The organism is Lysobacter sp. HA35 (assembly GCF_054061195.1).
Window position 1 is genome coordinate 2,058,004 of the sequence record NZ_JBSSDY010000001.1, and the last position, 19,153, is coordinate 2,077,156.

Here is a 19,153-nt window from a genome sequence, read left to right on the forward strand (position 1 = left end):
TGGTTGCGATCGCGACGGGAATCGCCCGCGGTTCTCATGGGCGAATCACCACGATGTCATTGCCTTCCGGAAACTTCATGCCCAACCGGTCGCGCGCGACCTGGTCGATGCGGTTGGATTCGGCCCACGTCGCCTGCTCGAGCTGCAGCCGGCCGAATTCGATGTTGAGATCGTCGCGCGCGCGCTCGAGCTTCGACGCCTGCACGAACAGCTGGCGATGACGCTGGCGCGTTTCGACGATGGCCAGCGCCGTCACGACATTCGCGACGATCAACATGGCGAGGAGGACGCGCAGGATCACGCGGCCTCCTGAATTTTTTCTGCCACGCGTAACACCGCGCTGCGCGACCGCGGATTCATCGCAATTTCCGCATCGTCCGCCTTCATCGCGCCGCTGATGTCGCGCAGCGTCGGCGTGAACTCGACTTCGACCGGCATGCGGCGATTGCCCGCCGGTGCTTTCGCGTGACGCGCGATGAACTGCTTGACGATGCGGTCTTCCAGCGAATGAAAGCTGATCACCGCGAGACGACCGCCGGGCTTCAGGCGCGCCATCGCGGCGTCGAGCCCGTCTTCGAGATCGCCGAGCTCGCGATTGATGTGGATGCGGATCGCCTGGAACGAGCGCGTGGCCGGATGGATCTTCTGGTCGCCACGCGGGACGACCGACGCGATGAGATCGGCGAGTTGTGCGGTGCGCTCGATCGGCGTTTCGGTGCGGCGCGCGACGATCGCACGTGCGATGCGGCGGCTCTGGCGTTCTTCGCCGAAGGTCCACAGCACGTCGGCGATCTCGCGATCGGTCGCGCTGTTGATCCACTCGGCGGCGCTGACGCCGGCGTCGGGATCCATGCGCATGTCGAGCGGGCCGTCCTTGCCGAACGAGAAGCCGCGCTCGGCGACGTCCAGCTGTGGCGAGGACACGCCGAGGTCGAACAGGATGCCGTCGAGGCCGTTCGCCGCCGCGTCCCAATGCGCGAGGTCGATAAAGCTGCCGCGGTGGATGGACACGCGCGGATCGCCACCGAACTCTCGTTCGGCGACGGCGATCGCGTCGGGATCCTTGTCCATCACGAGCAGGCGACCCTCGGGTCCCAGCCGCTCCAGTACGCCGCGGGCATGCCCGCCACGACCGAACGTGCCGTCCAGATACGTTCCATCCCCAACGACACGCAGACCATCCAGGACCTGCGCGTACATCACCGGGAGGTGGCCTGTGAGCGCGGCGCGCTCCATGCCACCGGCCGTCACAGCGTCAGATCGAGCAGCCCGTCGCTCAGATCGTCGTCAGAGATGGTCTGGCGGATCTGCGCGTGGTGGGCCTGCTCGCTCCACAACTCGAATTTGTCGCCCATCCCCAGCAGCACCGCGCGCTTCTCGATGCCGACCGCGGCGCGGTGGCTCGCGGGCACGCTGATGCGGCCGTTGGTGTCGGGCTCGACGAAGGTCGCGGCACCGACCAGCTTCAGCTGGAAGATGCGGCTGGTGCGCTTGGTCTTCGGCAGCGCATTGACCTGGTCGCGCACGCGCTCCCAGACCGGCTGCGGATAGAGGTAAAGCGACCCGGACTCGAACGGGTTGTACGTGAACACCAGACGGCCGCCGCACTCACGCGCAATGACATCGCGGTACGCGGTGGGAACCGCGAGCCGACCCTTGTCATCGATGGTGATGGCGCTTTCGCCCTGGAACACGGACCTGCCCCTTCCGGTCGCCCGTCTTCACGCGGGCTTGATGGTGACGGGGAAACCACGAAATACCCGGTTTTCCCACGTGGAGCCACCTTATGCCCCGTCCAGAGGGTTGTCAACAATCCGGAGCAGTCATTTTTATAAGTGAAGTCAACAACTTGCGGCGCACTTGAGAGACTTGTTCAAGCTTTATCCACAAGCTGCTGTTTTGTCTCAAATGTTGAGACAACAATCACTTGGACGCGGATCGTCACCGAATGTCCACAGGCTCTACAGCCGGCTTCACGGAGCTGACCGCCCGTCGGCGGGACGCGCTACGGCTGCTTCGCTCAAGTGGTTGATCGCAAAGGAAAGTGGCGGAGCCGGCCGGTAAGCCGGGTTCTGTCGTGGACAGTCATTCCTCTAGGCGACGGGTCACCGCGCCGCTCAAGCAACCTACCCGGAGACACCGCGGGCCGCGGCATCGTCTCCCTATTTGGTCTTGCTCCCGGTGGGGTTTGCCGTGCCGGTCCGTTGCCGGACTCGCGGTGCGCTCTTACCGCACCGTTTCACCCTTGCCTGATCCCTCGCGGGCCATCGGCGGTCTCTCTCTGTTGCACTTTCCGTCGGCTCGCGCCGCCCAGGCGTTACCTGGCACCGTGCCCTGTGGAGCCCGGACTTTCCTCGGCATTCTTGCGAATGACGCGACTGTCTGGCCGACTCCGCCGCGCGCAGTGTAGCGGCGCGGGCATGGTCCGGCCTGAATCCGTCGCTCAGCCCTAGCCGCCGTATAGCGCTTTTCGCGGCGCGCCGGTGAGCTCGGCGGCGATCTTGGCGGCCGGCCTGCGACGGCTTGAGGTGCGCGCACAGCGTGGCGTAGACGCGACGGCCTTCGACGAGCACGGCATCCGCGTCCTCCGGCGCGCCTTCGACGATCAGCACGAACTCGCCCTTGCGCTGGTTGGGATCGGCCGCCACCGCCGCATGCAGCGCCGGCAGGTCGCCGTCGAGCACCGTCTCGAACAGCTTGGTGAGTTCGCGACCGAGAACGGCCCGACGCGGGCCGAAAACCTCGGCGAAGTCGGCCAGCGCTTCCTCGATGCGATGCGAGGCTTCGTAGAAGATCAGCGTGCGTGGCTCGGCGATGAGCGACGTCAGCCTTTCGCGGCGTGCGCCGGATTTCGCCGGCAGAAACCCTTCGAACGCGAACCGGTCCGACGCGATGCCGGCCACGCTCAGCGCCGCGATCGCCGCGCAGGCGCCGGGAACCGGGGACACGCGGATGCCGGCCTCGCGCGCACCGCGGACCAGGCGGAAGCCCGGATCGCTCACCAGCGGCGTGCCCGCATCGCTGACCAGCGCCAGCGACTGCCCGTCGCGCAGGCGGCCGACCAGCTGCGCGACCTGCGCGTCCTCGTTGTGCTGATGCAGCGCGACCAGCGCCTTCTCGATGCCGAAATGGGCCAGCAACTGGCGCGTATGGCGCGTGTCCTCGGCGCAGATGGCGTCGACCGAGCGGAGCACCTCCTGGGCGCGGGCACCGAAGTCGCCGAGGTTGCCGATCGGGGTGGCGACGACGTGGAGCGTGCCGGAAGTCTGCATCGTGGTCCTGCACGGGGGCGCGGGTAGAATCGTAACCCGGTCCACGCCGATGCCCGCGCGATGCTCAACGCCGCTCCCGTTTCATTCCGTTCGATCACCCGCATCGCCACGCTCATGCTGGCGACCGTGCTCGTCTTCGGCTGCGCGCAGTCGCCCACACGGCCGACCACGCCCGTCGCCGCCGAGAATTCGGCGACGCGCGACACGATCCGCCAGGCCGGCGAACTCGCGGCCGCGCTATCGACGCAGACCGGCACGCAACGCCACGACGCCGAAGCGCAGATCGATCGCCTGATCGGCCAGCTCGACGACGCGACGCTGCAGCGCGAAGCGCAGCGACTCGGCGCGGACGATCCGCTGTACAGCTATGTCGGTCGCGCGCTGCTGCGTCGCGGTCTGCCGCTGCCGCATGCGTTCGCACGCGCCGGCTGGAATTTCGACAACCGCCCGCCTGCCGATCGCGACGGCTATCGCCCGCCGGTCAAGCTCGCGGTGCTGCTGCCGTTGTCGGGCCCGCTCTCGGTTGCAGCGCGCCCGGTGCGTGATGGGTTCCTCGCCGGCTACTACGGTGAAACGCGCCGTCGTCCGGAAGTTCGTTTCTACGACACCGCCGGCACGCCCGCCGGTGCGATGTCGGCCTACGACCGCGCCAGCACCGACGGCAACGATTTCGTCGTCGGCCCGCTCGGTCGCGACGAAGTCGGCGCGCTGTTCGGCCGCAGCGAACTCGCGGTGCCGATGCTCGCGCTCAATCGCGGCACGCAGGCACCGCCGCAGGGCCAGTCGAGCTTCTCGCTGTCGCCGGAAGACGAAGGCCTCGCCGCCGCCGACTTCCTGATGCGTCGCAACGCGCACAACGTGCTGGTGATCGCGTCGAACGACGAGACGCAACGCCGCGCCGTCGCCGCGCTGCGCGATCGCCTCGCGGCACGCGGCGGCAGCGTTGTCGCCGTCGCCGACGACAGCGCGACCGACTTCGCGCCGGTTGCAGTAGGCAAGCAGATCGACGCGGTATTCCTCGCGACGAAGGGCAACATCGCGCGTGCGATCGTGCCGCGCCTGTCCGCTGCAGGTCTGGCCGACAAGCCGCGCACGGCGACGTCGCAGATCCTCTCCGGCACCGGCAAGGCCGACGACGACCGCGTGCTCGACGGCATCGCATTCCCCAGCGAATCCTGGGTGACGCACGGCGTCCGCGGCCTCGCCACCGCCGAAGCGACGGGCGCACGCCTGCCGAGCGCGAAGGGCCCCGCCGGCAAGCTGTTCGCATTCGGTTTCGACGCGTGGCTGCTCACCGCGTATCTCGATTCGCTCGGCCATCAGGCGGACGCATCCGTCGAAGGCGCGACCGGCGTACTGCGCCTCGATGGCTTCGGCAACGTGCAGCGCACGCCCGCGTGGTCGACCTTCGCCAACGGCGACCCCGCACCGCTCGCCGACGCCGCACGCTGACGTGCCACTTGCTTCCACGCGCTCGCGCGGCGCGCGCGTGGAAGTGGCAGCGCGCGAGCACCTGATCCGCGCGGGCCTGACGCCGGTTGCTGCGAACGCGAACTACCGCTTCGGCGAACTCGACCTGGTGATGCGCGAGGGCGCGACGCTGGTCTTCGTCGAAGTCCGCTATCGCGCCGACGACCGATTCGGCGGCGGCGCGCAATCGATCACCCACGCAAAGCGGCGCAAGCTGGTGCAGGCCGCGAGCGCGTTCCTCGCCGCGCATCCGCGCTGGTCCGATGCGTCGTGCCGTTTCGACGTCATCGATGCGAGTGGCGACGTCGAACGCCCGGCGCTCACTTGGCTGCGCGACGCGTTCCGCGCGGACGACGCCTGATGCCGAGCATCGTTGGCCATTTCGCGGTGCCGGTCGCACTTCGGATCGCGCGAGCGATGCCACCGCGCTTGCTCGCCGCAGGCCTCATCGCATCGATGCTCCCGGATGCGGACACCGTGGGCATGCTGTTCGGTGTCGAACGCGGCACGCTGTTCGCGCATCGCGGCATCACGCATTCGTTCGCGTTCGCGCTCGTCGTTGCGTTGATCGCGATATCGTCTGCAAGCGTGCTGCAGACAACCGCACGACGCGCCGGCGCACTCGTCTTCGCCTGCGCGATTTCGCATCCGCTGCTCGACCTTTGCACCAACGGCGGACCCGGCGTAATGATCGGGTGGCCGCTGTCGACCGCGCGCGTGTTCGCGCCGTGGCGGCCGATCGAGGTTTCGCCGATTGGTGCGGCGTTCTTCAGCGCGCGCGGGCTGGACGTCGTGATGTCGGAGCTGGCCTGGGTCGTCGCGCCGGCGTTGCTGCTCGCATTCGTAGCGAGAGCCTTTCGGCGACGCGCGTAAGTACGCCTCCGGCATCGCTGCACGCGCGACTCGCCGCGCCACTCGGCAACCGCTGGCGTATCGGCGCGGACCGCATCCTCAACCGTGGCAAAGCACTGCCACGCACCGCATAAAGCGCAAGTTCCAGCGCCATCGTGCATCGTTCGCCCATGGCCCTGGACGCCCTCCTCCACTCGATCCGCGCATGCCGCCTGTGCGAAGCGCACCTGCCGCTGGGTCCGCGCCCGGTGCTGCGTGCATCGGCGACGTCACGCCTGCTGATCGTCGGCCAGGCACCCGGCACGCGCGTGCACGCCAGCGGCGTGCCGTGGGACGACGTCAGCGGCCGACGCCTGCGCGATTGGCTGCAGGTCGACACCGACACCTTCTACGACGAAGCGCGCGTCGCGATCGTGCCGATGGGCTTCTGCTATCCCGGACGCGCAGGCAGCGGCGATGCGCCACCGCGTCCGGAATGCCGCGCGACATGGCATGGGCAACTTTTGCCGCTATTGCCCAACGTCGGCCTGACGCTACTGATCGGCCAGTACGCGCAGGCCTATTTCCTCGGTGAGCGCCGCAAGGCCACGCTCACCGACACCGTGCGCGCGTGGCGCGAGTACGAGCCCAATGTCATTCCGCTGCCGCATCCCAGCCCACGCAACGTGGCGTGGTTCAAGGCGAATCCGTGGTTCGAGGCCGAGATCCTACCCACACTTCGTGAGCGTGTGAGGTTGCTGCTGGACGGTGCACGCCAGCGGCACGGCACCGGCTAAGGTAAGTCGCCCAATCGAGACTTCCATGCGCCGTTTGGCAGCTCTAGTCATCGCGACACTCTTTACGATCGCGCCGCTCAGCGCCGCCGAGCGTGCGCCCATTCGGGTGATGTTCGTCGGCAACAGCCTGACGTACGTAAACAACCTTCCGGGCGTGGTTGCCGGATTCGCGCGCTCACAGCCGAACGGACCTGCAATCGAGACCGTCACGTACGTCGCGCCCGGCGGCACGCTGCACGAGCGCTGGGAGGACGGCATCGCTGCGACGGCGTTGCGCGAGCACCACGTGGACGTTCTCGTGCTTCAGGAGCGCGGCGCGATTCTGGGCTGCATGCAGTCCGACGTCGACCGCGTGTCCAGCGACTGCCGTGACGCGCTCGTTGCGCATCGTGCGTTCGCGACACTCGCTCGCGAACTCGGCACGCGCGCGGTGCTGCTCGAAACCTGGGCGCCCGATGCCGGCGGCCAACCGGCGCAGCACGAAGGCGTCTTGCGCATCGCCGGTCGGATCGGGGCGACCGTCGTGCATGCCGGTGACGCGTTGCAGGCACAAGCACGGGCGACGTCTCGTGCCGCGACGTTTCCGGACGGTGTACATCCATCGCTTGGCGCGACACTCGTCATGGCGGCGCAGCTCTATCGGGTTATTGCGGGGACGCCGCCCGTGGCTGTGACGTTTCGCATCGATGCGCCGCTGTTGCCGGTCACCACTGCGATCGATCCGCGCGTGCCGCTCGAGACACAACTGCCGGTAAAGCCCGCCAGCGTCTACGTAGTCGCGCCCGAAGCCCTCGCACCCGTGCTCGAGCGTGCAGCGCGCTATCGCTGATCAGGTGTCACGAAATGATCGAAGCCGGTGCGTGTCGGCGACCACGGATCGCCCGCGTCACCGATCGCGATGACGCCGCGGCCGCTATCAACGGTGCCGATCCGCGTTACGGAGACGCTCGCATCGCCTGCGATCGACTCGATGTCCATCCTGGCAGAGGCCGGCGCGGTGAAGCACAGCTCGTAGTCATCGCCGCCGCTCGCCTGCAACCGGCGCAGGTCGTCCCCGCCGAACGCCGCACGCAATTGTCCGGATGCCGGCAAAGCATCGACATCGATATGCACGGATACCCCGCTCGCCTTCGCGATGTGCCCGACATCCGCAAGCAGCCCGTCCGATACATCAATGCACGAGGTCGCGACACCAACGAGCCGTCGACCGAGCACGATACGTGGCATTGGCCGATCGAGCCGGCGCTGCAGCACGCTCGCAATATCCGAATCGACAGCAGCCGGCGCGGCGACAGGCCCGATGCCGCGCGACGCAAGCCCACCCGACGCATCACCAAGCGTCCCGCTCACCCAAACATCGTCGCCAATGCGCGCACCATCGCGACGCAATGCGAGACCGGGCTCGACGAACCCATGCACCGTCACGCAGATCGACAACGGCCCGCGCGTGGTGTCGCCACCGACAAGCGCGACGCGATGCAACGACGCGAGCTCACCAAATCCGTCGAGAAACGCATCGAGCCAAGCATCGTCCGCTTCGGGCAACGAGAGCGACAACGTGCACCACGCCGGTTCCGCACCCATCGCCGCAAGGTCGGACAGATTCACCGCCAGCGCCTTCCAGCCGATGTGGGCCGGTGCGGTATCGAGCGGGAAATGCACGCCGGCGTTCAACGTGTCCATCGCGACGACGAGCTGTCCATCGCGCGGCACGCTCAGCAGCGCCGCGTCGTCACCGATGCCCAGCACCACGTCGTCGCGCGCGATCACGCGGCGACGGATGCGGTCGATCAGGTCGAATTCGCCGGGCGCGGTCATGCAGCGTGCACGGCGGTGTCGTCGGTCAGCGCGGGCGGCGCGCGGCCTGCACTTCCGGCGCACGCCAGTCGGCGGCCGCGTGGTCGAGCACGCCGTTGATGTAGGTGTGGCCGTGCTCGGCACCGAAACGCTTGGCGGTTTCGATCGCTTCGTTGATGACGACGCGGTACGGCACGTCCGGGCGCATGCGCAACTCGTACGCGGCGATGCGCAGTACTGCGCGCTCCACCGGATCGACCTGGTCGACATCGCGATCGAGGAACGGTTGCAGCGCTTCGTCCAGCGTCACGTGGTTGGCGTCGACGCCGCGCACGATGTCTTCGAAGTATTCGAGGTCGGCGATCTCGCGCGCCTGTTCGTGCGCGAACTGGGCGATGACTTCGCGCACCGGCGCGCCCGACAGCTGCCACGCGTAAACCGCCTGCAGCGCGCGGCGACGCGCACGCGAACGCAATACGGGATCGATGCCGTCGCGGCGGGGACTCTTGTTCATTCGTTCGCTCCGGGCAGCTGCGTCAGCAGGTGCGCCATTTCGATGGCGACCAGCGCCGCTTCCTCACCCTTGTTGCCATGGCTGCCGCCCGCGCGCGCTTCCGCGTCTTCGAAGCGGTCGACCGCCAGCACGCCGTTCGCGACCGGCACGCGGTGCTCGAGCGCGACGCGCATCAGTCCGTCGGAGCAGCCGTCGGCCACCTGTTCGTAATGCCGTGTATCGCCGCGCACCACGCAACCGAGCGCGACGATCGCCGCGTGCGAGCGCGCCTGCGCCAAGCGCGCCGCGGCCAGCGGAATCTCCCACGCGCCCGGCACGCGGATCACGTCCACCGCCGCGTCGTCGACACCATGGTCGGCGAACGTCTTGCGCGCACCAGCCACCAGCGTGTCGGTGATGCGCGGGTTCCAGCGGCTGGCGATGATGGCGTAGCGCGCGCCGGCGGGGCTGCGCAGGTCGCCTTCGAGATGCGGCATGGGCCGGGGGTTCCGGAGAGGGTCGGCAATTCTAACGGGTGGGGCCGGTCCGGCCGGTGAGACGTGGCCTCAGCGGGCCACGTCCACGTACTCGACGACTTCCAGGCCGAAGCCCGCGAGGCCGATCTGCTTGCGCGGCGTACCGATCACGCGCAGCCGCCCGAGGCCGAGGTCGGCCAGGATCTGCGCGCCGGCGCCGTTGCGTCGCCACTCGGCGAGACCGCCGCGATCGCCCTCCTCCGCCGGCTGTTCGCGGATGCGCGCCAGCAGCGCGTCAGCACCCGCGGGCTCGGACAGCAGCACCAGCGCGCCGCGACCTTCCGCCGCGATCCGCGCCAGCACGTCGCCCACCGCCGGGCCGAAATCGGCGCGACGCCAGTGCAGCGCGTCGGCCAGCGGATTGAGCATGTGCACGCGCACGAGCGTCGGCGTGGCCGGATCGACGTCGCCGCGCACCAGCGCGTAGTGCAGCGCATGGCTGACGCGGTCGCGGTAGACGGCAAGGTTGAACGGGCCGTGCTCGGTTTCGATCGCACGCGTTTCGACGCGCTCGACCGTGTGTTCGTTCTCGAGGCGATAGCGGATCAGCGCTTCGATCGAGCCCATCTTCAGGCCGTGCTCGCGCGCGAAGACTTCGAGCTCGGGGCGACGCGCCATCGAGCCGTCCGGGTTGAGGATCTCGACCAGCACGCCGGCCGGCTCCAGACCCGCGAGCAACGCGAGATCGCTCGCCGCTTCGGTGTGACCCGCGCGGCTGAGCACTCCGCCGGGCTGCGCCATCAAGGGAAAGATGTGGCCGGGCTGGCTGAGGTCATGCGGCGCGGCATCGGGACGCACCGCGGTGCGCACGGTATGCGCGCGGTCGTACGCGGAAATGCCGGTCGTCACGCCTTCCGCGGCTTCGATGCTGACGGTGAAGTTGGTGTGGTGCGGCGAGGTGTTGTCGCGCACCATCGGCGGCAGGCCGAGCTGGCGGCAACGCTCGCGCGTCAGCGACATGCACACCAGCCCGCGCGCATGCGTGACCATGAAGTTGATGTCCTGCGGCCGCACGAGTTCGGCGGCCATGATCAGGTCGCCTTCGTTCTCGCGATCCTCGTCGTCGACGATGACGACCATGCGGCCGGCGCGGATCTCTTCCAGCAATTCGGGAATCGTGGCGAAGCTCATGCGCGCTCTCCGGTGAGCAGACGTTCGACGTAACGCGCGACGAGATCGATCTCGAGGTTCACCGCATCGCCCACGTTCGTCGCCGAAAACGCGGTGTGCGAAACGGTATGCGGCACGAGCGCGACGTCAAAACCTTCGGCGTCGACCTCGTTGACCGTCAGGCTCACGCCGTCGACGCAGATTGAGCCCTTCTTCGCGATGTAGCGCAGCAGCGCGGGCGGCGCGGAGAACCGCCAGCGTTGCGCGCGCGCATCGTCGTGCACGGACACCACCGCACCGACGCCATCGACGTGGCCGCTGACGAGATGACCGCCGAGGCGATCGTTCGGCCGCATCGCGCGTTCGAGATTGACCGCCGCGCCAACCGCGAGCCGGCCGAGCGTGGTGAGCGCTAGCGTTTCGGTCGACGCATCGGCCTCGAACGACGACTCATCGAACGCGACGACGGTGAGGCAGACGCCGTTCACCGCGATGCTCTCCCCGAGGCGCATGTCGTCGAACGGCAGCGTACCGGTGGCGATGCGCAGGCGGACGTCGCCACCGCGCGGCTCGACGGCGGCGATCGCGCCGACGCCTTCGATGATGCCGGTGAACATCAGCACGTCTCCTGCACGGACACGGCGACGATGTAATCGTGATAGCTGGGCATGAAACGTTTCTCGCGAATGCAGTGGCGAAAAACGACCCAAGGCATGAGGCGCACGCACGCGAGGCCGGAGCCTGCATGCGAACGCCGTCTTCTTTCATCCGGACTGTAACCGTCGGCTCCGGCATTCGACCGGATCTGCTGACCCTCCGCATCACGGAGGCGCTCGCGGGCTCGCGCTGTCGCGCCTACCGCCGGTGGGGAATCGCACCCCGCCCTGAAGACGTCATGGAAACCGGCGAACCGGCGCGCGAAGTTTATCACCCGGCCTTCGGACGCCCGGCGGACGCAGCGTTGCGTGGGCGGTCAGGCCGGCTTGCGGCGCAGGTGCAGGAACAGCGGCCAGGTGATGCGTCGCACCGCTGCAGGGTCGCCCCATGCATCGCGCAGTACGTCGCGATGACGCACGACGGGATCGCCACCCGTACGTTCGCGATGACGCGCCACGGCCGAGAAGCTGTTCATGTAGCCGATGAGCCGATCGAAGTTCCAGTCGACCGCAAGCTGCAGCGGCGGCACGTCGAGAGGCTCGAACGGCCAGTCGTAATCGCGGTAGTGACGCAGCACGAGCTCGCGCTCCGGCGGCCAGTCGCGTTCGATATCGGCGCGGAACGCCGCGACCGCCGACTCCATGCCGACCGGCACATCGAAGTCGTCATAGCCCCATGCGGCGAGCACGCCGCCGGGTCGCAGCACGCGATTGCACTCGGCGAAGAACGCGGGCACATCGAACCAGTGCATCGCCTGCGCGACAGCGACCAGATCGACGGAGTTGTCGAACATCCACGTGTGTTCGCCGGGCTCGACCGTCAGCGTGACGTTGTCGACCGCCGGGTCGTTCGCCCAGTGCTGCGCGAGTTGCTGCGCGCTCGGATCGGTGGCATGCACGTGCGCGAAGCGCGCCGCGAGGTCGCGCGTCGCCTGCCCGCTGCCGCAACCGGGTTCCCAGACATGCGCATGCGACGGAACGTGCGCCGCGATCGCGTCGAACAGTGCAGCCGGATATTCGGGACGCGCGGCGGCATAGGCCTGCGCGACACCGGAGAAATGGTCCTTGATGCTCATCGCGCGGGCCGCATCAGCAGGCGCAGGTCGTCACCGGTATGACGCGAGTCGACGATGCGCATCGCGAGGCGCTCGCTCATCTGCTGGATGTCGAGGCCGTCGAACAGCGGCCGCGCACCGGCGCCGAGCAGCACCGGCGCCACGTAGAGCAGCAGCTCGTCGACCAGGCCCGATGCGATGAAACCGCCCGCGAGCGTCGCGCCGGCTTCGAGTTGCACTTCGTTGATGCCGCGCTCGCCCAGCAACTGCAGCACCGCGTCGAGATCGAAGCGGCCGTCATGCACCGGTGCGGCCGCCATCTGCGCATCGCACTCTTTCGGTACACGCGCATCGGGCGCGTGGATGTAGAGCGTCGGCGCGCCTCCTTCGCGCACGCGGCCGCGACGGATTGTCGCAAGGCCTGGGTCGAGTACCACGCGCAAAGGCGGCACGAACGGCGTGTCGTCGCCAAGGCGAACGGTGAGTTGCGGATCGTCGGCGAGCACGGTGCCGGCGCCCGTCATCAATGCCGACGCACGCGCGCGCCAGCGCTGCACGTCCATGCGCGAGGCTTCGCCACTGATCCATTTCGAATCGCCACTTGCGAGCGCGGTGCGGCCGTCGAGGCTAGTGGCGAGCTTGATGCGCAGCCAAGGACGCCCGCGCTCGACGCGCGACAGGAAGCCGCGATTGAGTTCGCGCGCCTGCGCTTCCATCAGTCCGGCTTCCACTTCGATACCCGCTGCGCGCAATTTCTCGAACCCGGCACCGTCGACCTTCGGGAACGGATCGCGCATCGCGGCAACCACGCGCACGACGCCGGCTTCGATCAGGCTGTCCGCACATGGCGACGTGCGACCGGTATGCGCGCACGGCTCCAGCGTGACGTACGCAGTCGCGCCGCGTGCACGCTCGCCGGCTTCGAGCAGCGCGAATACTTCCGCATGTGGTCCACCGGCGCGTTCGTGGAACCCTTCGCCGACGACTTCGCCGTCGCGCACCAGCACGCTGCCGACCATCGGGTTCGGTCGCGTCGTGTACGCGCCGCGTTCGGCAAGGCGCAGTGCGCGCGCCATCATTGCGTGGTCGAGGGCGGAGAACGCGGCGTCGGTCATGCGTTGGCCTCGCTGTCGAGGCGATGCGAGGCCTGCGGGCACGTCGCATTCGCCGAAAAGTTGTAGGAGTCGATGGAACGTGGCGCGACATGCGCGCCGAACATCATGCGCGGCGCGCGCGGACTCAACGGCGCCGACCCTTTTCCGGTTTCGGCTCGTCGTCCGCGAGCAGGGGCAATTGACCTTCCGCCGGCGCGACGTCGCGTTCGAGACGGTCGAGTTCCTCGCGGAAATCGGCGACATCTTCGAATGCGCGATACACCGACGCGAAACGCACATAGGCAACGTGGTCGAGCTTGCGCAACTCGCCCATCACGAATTCGCCGATGCGACGCGACGGTACTTCGCGTTCCGTCGTCATGCGCAATTGATGCACCACGGAACGCACCGCCGCCTCGATCTGCTCTTCGGCGACCTGGCGCTTCTGAAGCGCGCGATCGAAGCCGGTACGCAGCTTGCGCGCGTCGAATGCTTCACGCCGACCATCGCTCTTCACGATCGCCGGCAGCTTCAGCTCGATCGTCTCGAGCGTGGAAAACCGTTCGCCGCAGGCTTCGCAGACGCGACGACGACGGATCGTCGCGCCGTCCTCGGACACGCGCGAATCGATCACGCGCGTGTCCTGGTGCTGGCAGAACGGGCAGTGCATCAGCGGGCGTGATGCGCGCCCTGCACCGCAGGGCCGCCGCGCGTGTAGTCGACCACCACCACGGTGACGCCGGTCGATGGCGTGCCGTCATAACGCGCCGGCGTGAAGTGGCTGCGCATCACGGTGCGTGCCGCCGCCATGTCGAAGTGCGAATCGGTGGTGCACAGCGGTTCCGCACGCTGCGGCTGGCCATCGGCACCAACCAGCGCGGCCACTACGACGGTGACGTTCTTCGGCGCCAGGCCATCGGGCATCACGAGCTTGCCCCAGCGGTCGACCATCGGACGCTCGCGCTTCGTGGCGGCAGCAGGCGGCGCGGGCCATGCATCGCCGAACACCTGGCCGAGCGTTGCGCCGGCATGACGCTCCTGATCGCCGGCATGACAGGCGACCGGACGATCGCGCTGCGCGGGATCGGTGTAGTCGCGCTGCGAGGAGATGTCCTCGCCGGTCACATCCACGGGCGCGACGGCGTCCTGCGCAACGGCGAGCGCGGGTGCCAGTACGGCGGCGAGCAACAGGATGCGGATCATGCCTTCGCTCCATACACCGGGAAGTTCGCGCACTGCGACTGCACCGCATCCGCAACGCGTTCGATCACTGCTTCATCCTTCGGATTGTCGAGGACATCGGCGATCCAGTTGGCGAGCGCGATGCATTCGGCTTCACGATAACCACGCGTGGTCACCGCCGGCGTGCCGAGGCGCAGGCCCGAGGTCACGAACGGCGAGCGCGGGTCGTTCGGAACCGAGTTCTTGTTGACGGTGATGTGCGCGCGGCCGAGCGCGGCTTCCGCGTCCTTGCCGCTGACGTCGCGGCCGATCATGTCGACCAGCATCAGGTGGTTCTGCGTGCCGCCGGAAACGATCTTGTAGCCGCGCTTGACCAGCGTGTCGGCCATCGCCTGCGCGTTCTTGACGACCTGCTGCTGGTAGGCCTTGAAGTCGTCGGCCAGCGCTTCCTTGAACGCGACCGCCTTGGCCGCGATCACGTGCATGAGCGGCCCGCCCTGGATGCCGGGGAACACGATGCTCTGCAGCTTCTTGGTGAGTTCTTCGGTCGCGTTCTTCGCGACGATGATGCCGCCGCGCGGTCCGCGCAGCGTCTTGTGCGTGGTCGACGTCACCACATGCGCATGCGGCAGCGGCGACGGGTAGACGCCCGCGGCGACGAGGCCGGCGATGTGCGCCATGTCGACGAAGAACAGCGCGCCGACCGAATCGGCGATCTCGCGCATGCGCGCCCAGTCGACGATCTGCGAGTACGCGCTGAAACCGGCGACAAGCATCTTCGGCTTGTGTTCCTGCGCGAGACGCTCGACTTCGGCGTAGTCGATGAAACCGTTCTCGTCGACGCCGTACTGCACCGCGTTGTAGATCTTGCCGGACAGGTTCACCTTGGCGCCGTGCGTGAGGTGGCCGCCGTGCGCGAGGCTCATGCCGAGGATGGTGTCGCCCGGATTGAGCAGCGCGAAGTAGACCGCCTGGTTGGCCTGCGAGCCCGAATGCGGCTGCACGTTGGCGTAGTCGGCGTCGAACAGCTGCTTGCAGCGGTCGATCGCGAGCTGCTCGGCGACGTCCACGTATTCGCAGCCGCCGTAGTAGCGCTTGCCCGGGTAGCCCTCGGCGTACTTGTTGGTGAGCACCGAGCCCTGCGCTTCGAGAACGCGCGGGCTGGCGTAGTTCTCCGACGCGATCAGTTCGACGTGGTCTTCCTGCCGCCGGGCCTCGTCCATGATCGCCTGGGCCAGTTCGGGGTCGAATCCTTCGATACGGGCGTCGCGAGCGAACATCAGGTGGCTCCGGAGGGGCATGGGGGAGACGTGAATTCTAGCCCGGCGGCGTCCCTCCCCGGGCCCGCGAAGGCCCGCCCGGCCTTATAATTTCGGGCTATTCCGAATCCCACGGCTCCTGCCCTGCGCAGGCGGCCGTCGCCTGCCCCACGCCGCGCCCGGCGCGCCGTGCTTCACCGGAGCCCCCATGCAATACATCTACACGATGAACGGTGTCAGCAAGACCGTTCCTCCGAAGCGCCAGATCATCAAGGACATCTCGCTGTCGTTCTTCCCGGGCGCCAAGATCGGCCTGCTCGGCCTGAACGGCGCCGGCAAGTCGACCGTGCTCAAGATCATGGCTGGCGTCGACACCGATTTCGTCGGCGAAGCGCGCCCGCAGCCGGGCATCAAGGTCGGCTACCTCGCGCAGGAGCCCGAGCTCAACGCCGAGCACACCGTGCGCCAGTCCGTGGAGGAAGGCCTGGGCGACATCATCAACGCGCAGGCCGCGCTGGAAGCCGTGTACGCGGCCTATGCCGAGGAAGGCGCGGATTTCGACGCGCTGGCCAAGGAGCAGGAGCGCCTTGAAGCGATCCTCGCCGCGGGTGATGCGCACACGCTCGAGAACCAGCTCGAAGTCGCCGCTGACGCGCTGCGCCTGCCGCCGTGGGATGCGATCGTCGGCAAGCTGTCGGGTGGTGAGAAGCGCCGCGTCGCGCTGTGCCGCCTGCTGCTGCAGAAGCCGGACATGCTGCTTCTCGACGAACCGACCAACCACCTCGACGCCGAATCGGTCGAATGGCTGGAGCAGTTCCTCGCGCGCTACACCGGCACCGTGGTGGCGGTGACGCATGACCGCTACTTCCTCGACAACGCGGCCGAGTGGATCCTCGAACTCGACCGCGGCCGCGGCATCCCGTGGAAGGGCAACTACACCGACTGGCTCGTGCAGAAGGACGAGCGCCTCAAGCAGGAAGAGAACCAGGAAAAGTCGCGCCAGAAGGCCATCCAGAAGGAACTGGAATGGGCGCGTCAGAACGCGAAGGGCGGCCGCTCGAAGGGCAAGGCGCGCCTTGCACGCATCGAGGAGCTGCAGTCGGTCGACTACCAGCGTCGCCAGGAAACGAACGAGATCTTCATTCCGCCCGGCGAGCGCCTGGGCAACAAGGTCATCGAGTTCAAGAACGTCTCGAAGAAGTTCGGCGACCGCCTGCTGATCGACGACCTCTCGTTCTCGGTACCGCCGGGCGCGATCGTCGGCATCATCGGTCCGAACGGCGCGGGTAAGTCCACGCTGTTCAAGATGATCATCGGCAAGGAACAGCCGGATTCCGGCACGATCGAAACCGGCCAGACGGTGAAGCTCGCGTACGTGGACCAGAGCCGCGAAGCGCTGGAAGGCAACCACAACGTCTTCCAGGAAGTGTCGGGCGGCCTCGACATCCTCAACATCAACGGCATCGAGATCCAGTCGCGCGCGTACATCGGGCGCTTCAACTTCAAGGGCCAGGACCAGCAGAAGATCGTCAGCGCGCTGTCGGGCGGTGAACGCGGTCGACTGCACATGGCGAAGACGCTGCTGCAGGGCGGCAACGTGCTGCTGCTCGACGAACCGTCCAACGATCTCGACATCGAAACGCTGCGCGCGCTCGAAGACGCGCTGCTCGAGTTCCCGGGCAACACGTTCGTGATCTCGCATGACCGCTGGTTCCTCGACCGCATCGCGACGCACATCTTGGCGTTCGAAGGCAATTCGCACGTCGAGTTCTTCCAGGGCAACTACCGCGAGTACGAGGAAGACAAGAAGCGTCGCCTCGGCGCTGAAGGCGCACAGCCGCATCGCCTGCGGTTCAAGGCGCTGAAGTAATGCAGGTGCTGATCCTGGTCGTCGCCTTCATCGCGCTGCTGGCGTTCTCGCCCGTAGCAGCGGCGAAGCTGGCGGCTTGGATCGCTGCGACGACGACGGCGACGCGATTCTCGACCGCCGCCGTCGCGCAGGAAGCGCCCGGCTGGGGCGCTTCTTTGCGGGCAGTCGCATGGTCATCGCTGCTGCCCGTCATCGTGCTGTTCGCGTTCTCGGGTTTCGCACTGAGCACGGGCGGCGTGCACCTCGCGACCGCGGCGACGCTCGCGTTCGCAGGCGTGTTGTTCGCCGCGTATGTACTCGGCTTCCAGCTTGCGCTCGGGCTCGACATGAAGGCGAGCGCGATCGTCGCACTTGTTGCATCAGTGGTATCCGTCGCGGTTGTCCTCGTACTGCACTGAAACGGAGATCGGCATGGGCTTCATGCAGGCATTGCGCAATCGCTGGCGGCAGGCGAACACGCTGGTGTGCGTGGGCCTGGATCCGGAGCCTTCGAAGTTTCCCGCGCGATTCGCGAACGATGCCGACGCCGTGTTCGCGTTCTGCCGCGACATCGCCGATGCCACCGCCGACTACGCCTGCGCGTTCAAACCGCAAATAGCGCACTTCGCGGCGTTGAGTGCCGAAGGTGCCTTGGAGCGATTGATCGCGCACCTCAAGTCCGCGCATCCCGATGTGCCGGTCATCCTCGACAGCAAGCGTGGCGACATCGGCAGCACCGCGCAGCATTACGCCACCGAAGCGTTCGACCGTTACGGCGCGGATGCGGTGACGGTGAATCCGTATCTCGGCCGTGACGCGCTGCAACCGTTCCTCGACCGCGCCGATCGCGGCGTCATCATTCTCTGTCGCACGTCGAACCCGGGTGCTGGCGAGTTGCAGGACATGCTTGTCGCAGGACGACCGCTGTACCAGCACGTCGCCGAGAAGGCTGCGCTCGAGTGGAACACCAACGGCAACGTTTCACTCGTGGTCGGCGCGACGTGGCCGGAGCAGTTGGCCGAAGTGCGTGCGCTGGTAAAGGACGTGCCGCTGCTCGTGCCCGGCGTGGGGGCGCAGGGTGGCGATGCCGCGGCCGTCGTCTCGAATGCAAAGACGCCCGACGGCACCGGCCTGATGATCAGCTCATCGCGCGCGGTGCTCTACGCGTCGAATGGCGACGATTACATCGCTGCGGCCGCCGACGCTGCGTGCGCGCTTCGTGACCTGATCAACGCGAGCCGCTGACGTGGACGGCGCGATCGTCGTCGCGTCATTCACTGCAGACGATCGCGACGACTGGCAGCGCCTCGCCGAGGGCTACAAGGCGTTCTACGCGACGCCGACCACGCCCGCCGAATACGACGCTGCATGGGCGCGTCTGCTCGACCACAACGCGGTGCACGGCCTCGGCGCGAAGCTCGATGGCCGGCTCGTCGGCATCGTCCATTACCTGTTCCACCCGACGGTCTGGGCTGACCGCACCTGCTACCTGCAGGACCTGTTTACCGACGAGGCGGCGCGCGGTCGCGGCGTCGCGCGCACGCTGATCGAAGCCGTCGCACACGAAGCACGCCGTCGCGACGCGACCCGCCTCTACTGGCTGACGCAGGCGCACAACGCCACCGCACGCGCGCTGTACGACCGCGTCGCGGTGCACCGCGGCTTCATCCGCTACGACTACCCGTTGGCCTGATTCAGCTTCGCGGCGCCCGCGTGAGGCGGCCGCACGGTCGCGGCTGCTAGCGTGCTTCG

Annotated in this window: 22 protein-coding genes, 1 other RNA gene, 1 pseudogene and 1 riboswitch; of the genes and pseudogenes, 9 read left to right on the plus strand and 15 right to left on the minus strand. The window is 67.6% G+C overall.

What is annotated here, in order from left to right; genetic code table 11:
• Window positions 1–34 precede the first annotated feature (34 nt).
• The 5 genes and pseudogenes from ftsL to rsmI all read right to left on the minus strand — a co-directional run bounded on the left by ftsL (window position 35) and on the right by rsmI (window position 3,272).
• A complete protein-coding gene (gene ftsL, locus ACVWZN_RS10190) occupies window positions 35–298 on the minus strand; it encodes a cell division protein FtsL (RefSeq protein WP_027081874.1) in 264 nt (87 codons plus the stop codon).
• Window positions 298–1,236 carry a 16S rRNA (cytosine(1402)-N(4))-methyltransferase RsmH gene (rsmH, locus tag ACVWZN_RS10195; RefSeq protein ID WP_456953717.1) on the minus strand — a complete coding sequence of 313 codons (939 nt, stop codon included), beginning with the start codon at window positions 1,234–1,236 and terminating at the stop codon, window positions 298–300. The genes ftsL and rsmH overlap by 1 nt, the downstream gene beginning before the upstream one ends.
• Before the next feature lie 11 nt (window positions 1,237–1,247).
• Complete coding sequence (gene mraZ / locus ACVWZN_RS10200) at window positions 1,248–1,694, minus strand: division/cell wall cluster transcriptional repressor MraZ (RefSeq protein WP_027081872.1); 447 nt, start codon at window positions 1,692–1,694, stop codon at window positions 1,248–1,250.
• Window positions 1,695–2,045: 351 nt separating this feature from the next.
• Window positions 2,046–2,394: RNase P RNA component class A (rnpB, locus tag ACVWZN_RS10205), an RNA gene on the minus strand.
• 55 nt (window positions 2,395–2,449) lie between these two features.
• Window positions 2,450–3,272: pseudogene (gene rsmI, locus ACVWZN_RS10210) on the minus strand (16S rRNA (cytidine(1402)-2'-O)-methyltransferase).
• Window positions 3,273–3,332: 60 nt separating this feature from the next.
• On the opposite strand from rsmI, the gene ACVWZN_RS10215 reads away from it, so the two are divergent.
• The 5 genes from ACVWZN_RS10215 (at window position 3,333) to ACVWZN_RS10235 (ending at window position 7,199) form a co-directional block, all read left to right on the plus strand.
• A complete protein-coding gene (locus ACVWZN_RS10215; protein WP_456953718.1) occupies window positions 3,333–4,724 on the plus strand; it encodes a penicillin-binding protein activator in 1,392 nt (463 codons plus the stop codon).
• Between the two features lies 1 nt (window position 4,725).
• Window positions 4,726–5,103 (plus strand): YraN family protein, encoded by a 378-nt coding sequence (locus tag ACVWZN_RS10220; protein ID WP_456953719.1) that lies wholly within the window; start codon window positions 4,726–4,728, stop codon window positions 5,101–5,103.
• Window positions 5,103–5,615 (plus strand): metal-dependent hydrolase, encoded by a 513-nt coding sequence (locus ACVWZN_RS10225; RefSeq protein WP_456953720.1) that lies wholly within the window; start codon window positions 5,103–5,105, stop codon window positions 5,613–5,615. The genes ACVWZN_RS10220 and ACVWZN_RS10225 overlap by 1 nt, the downstream gene beginning before the upstream one ends.
• Before the next feature lie 149 nt (window positions 5,616–5,764).
• The gene (locus ACVWZN_RS10230; RefSeq protein ID WP_456953721.1) at window positions 5,765–6,370 is read left to right on the plus strand and encodes a uracil-DNA glycosylase family protein; all 606 of its coding nucleotides are present in this window, start codon (window positions 5,765–5,767) and stop codon (window positions 6,368–6,370) included.
• 25 nt (window positions 6,371–6,395) lie between these two features.
• Window positions 6,396–7,199, plus strand: a complete 804-nt coding sequence (locus ACVWZN_RS10235; protein ID WP_456953722.1) for a hypothetical protein — start codon at window positions 6,396–6,398, stop codon at window positions 7,197–7,199.
• Here the strand turns inward: ACVWZN_RS10235 and thiL are convergent.
• The 10 genes from thiL to glyA all read right to left on the minus strand — a co-directional run bounded on the left by thiL (window position 7,190) and on the right by glyA (window position 15,573).
• A complete protein-coding gene (thiL, locus tag ACVWZN_RS10240; protein WP_456953723.1) occupies window positions 7,190–8,188 on the minus strand; it encodes a thiamine-phosphate kinase in 999 nt (332 codons plus the stop codon). The genes ACVWZN_RS10235 and thiL overlap by 10 nt on opposite strands.
• Before the next feature lie 25 nt (window positions 8,189–8,213).
• Entirely contained in the window at window positions 8,214–8,681 is a 468-nt protein-coding gene (gene nusB / locus ACVWZN_RS10245; protein WP_027081865.1) for a transcription antitermination factor NusB, read from the minus strand.
• Window positions 8,678–9,157, minus strand: coding sequence for a 6,7-dimethyl-8-ribityllumazine synthase (gene ribH / locus ACVWZN_RS10250; RefSeq protein WP_456953724.1), 480 nt, complete (start codon window positions 9,155–9,157; stop codon window positions 8,678–8,680). Before ribH ends, nusB begins: the two co-directional genes overlap by 4 nt.
• 69 nt (window positions 9,158–9,226) lie before the next feature.
• Window positions 9,227–10,327, minus strand: a complete 1,101-nt coding sequence (gene ribB, locus ACVWZN_RS10255) for a 3,4-dihydroxy-2-butanone-4-phosphate synthase (RefSeq protein ID WP_456953725.1) — start codon at window positions 10,325–10,327, stop codon at window positions 9,227–9,229.
• Window positions 10,324–10,923 carry a riboflavin synthase gene (locus ACVWZN_RS10260; RefSeq protein ID WP_456953726.1) on the minus strand — a complete coding sequence of 200 codons (600 nt, stop codon included), beginning with the start codon at window positions 10,921–10,923 and terminating at the stop codon, window positions 10,324–10,326. The genes ribB and ACVWZN_RS10260 overlap by 4 nt, the downstream gene beginning before the upstream one ends.
• 135 nt (window positions 10,924–11,058) lie before the next feature.
• Window positions 11,059–11,202: riboswitch (FMN riboswitch) on the minus strand.
• A gap of 77 nt (window positions 11,203–11,279) precedes the next feature.
• Window positions 11,280–12,038, minus strand: a complete 759-nt coding sequence (locus ACVWZN_RS10265) for a methyltransferase domain-containing protein (protein WP_456953727.1) — start codon at window positions 12,036–12,038, stop codon at window positions 11,280–11,282.
• Window positions 12,035–13,132: a bifunctional diaminohydroxyphosphoribosylaminopyrimidine deaminase/5-amino-6-(5-phosphoribosylamino)uracil reductase RibD gene (gene ribD, locus ACVWZN_RS10270; RefSeq protein ID WP_456953728.1), complete on the minus strand. Its 1,098-nt coding sequence runs from the start codon at window positions 13,130–13,132 to the stop codon at window positions 12,035–12,037. The genes ACVWZN_RS10265 and ribD overlap by 4 nt, the downstream gene beginning before the upstream one ends.
• A 124-nt stretch (window positions 13,133–13,256) precedes the next feature.
• On the minus strand, window positions 13,257–13,781 hold the full coding sequence (gene nrdR / locus ACVWZN_RS10275; protein ID WP_027081859.1) for a transcriptional regulator NrdR: 525 nt from the start codon (window positions 13,779–13,781) through the stop codon (window positions 13,257–13,259).
• Window positions 13,781–14,314, minus strand: a complete 534-nt coding sequence (locus ACVWZN_RS10280) for a hypothetical protein (protein ID WP_456953729.1) — start codon at window positions 14,312–14,314, stop codon at window positions 13,781–13,783. The genes nrdR and ACVWZN_RS10280 overlap by 1 nt, the downstream gene beginning before the upstream one ends.
• Window positions 14,311–15,573, minus strand: coding sequence for a serine hydroxymethyltransferase (gene glyA / locus ACVWZN_RS10285; protein ID WP_456953730.1), 1,263 nt, complete (start codon window positions 15,571–15,573; stop codon window positions 14,311–14,313). Before glyA ends, ACVWZN_RS10280 begins: the two co-directional genes overlap by 4 nt.
• 187 nt (window positions 15,574–15,760) lie before the next feature.
• Between glyA and ettA the strand changes: the two genes are divergently transcribed.
• From ettA to ACVWZN_RS10305, 4 genes are read left to right on the plus strand one after another with little or no spacing between them, the layout of a single operon-like run.
• Window positions 15,761–17,422, plus strand: a complete 1,662-nt coding sequence (gene ettA / locus ACVWZN_RS10290; RefSeq protein WP_027081856.1) for an energy-dependent translational throttle protein EttA — start codon at window positions 15,761–15,763, stop codon at window positions 17,420–17,422.
• A complete protein-coding gene (locus tag ACVWZN_RS10295) occupies window positions 17,422–17,820 on the plus strand; it encodes a hypothetical protein (RefSeq protein ID WP_456953731.1) in 399 nt (132 codons plus the stop codon). The genes ettA and ACVWZN_RS10295 overlap by 1 nt, the downstream gene beginning before the upstream one ends.
• Before the next feature lie 13 nt (window positions 17,821–17,833).
• On the plus strand, window positions 17,834–18,646 hold the full coding sequence (gene pyrF, locus ACVWZN_RS10300) for an orotidine-5'-phosphate decarboxylase (protein ID WP_456953732.1): 813 nt from the start codon (window positions 17,834–17,836) through the stop codon (window positions 18,644–18,646).
• 1 nt (window position 18,647) lies between these two features.
• Entirely contained in the window at window positions 18,648–19,094 is a 447-nt protein-coding gene (locus tag ACVWZN_RS10305; RefSeq protein WP_456953733.1) for an N-acetyltransferase family protein, read from the plus strand.
• Window positions 19,095–19,153 lie beyond the last annotated feature (59 nt).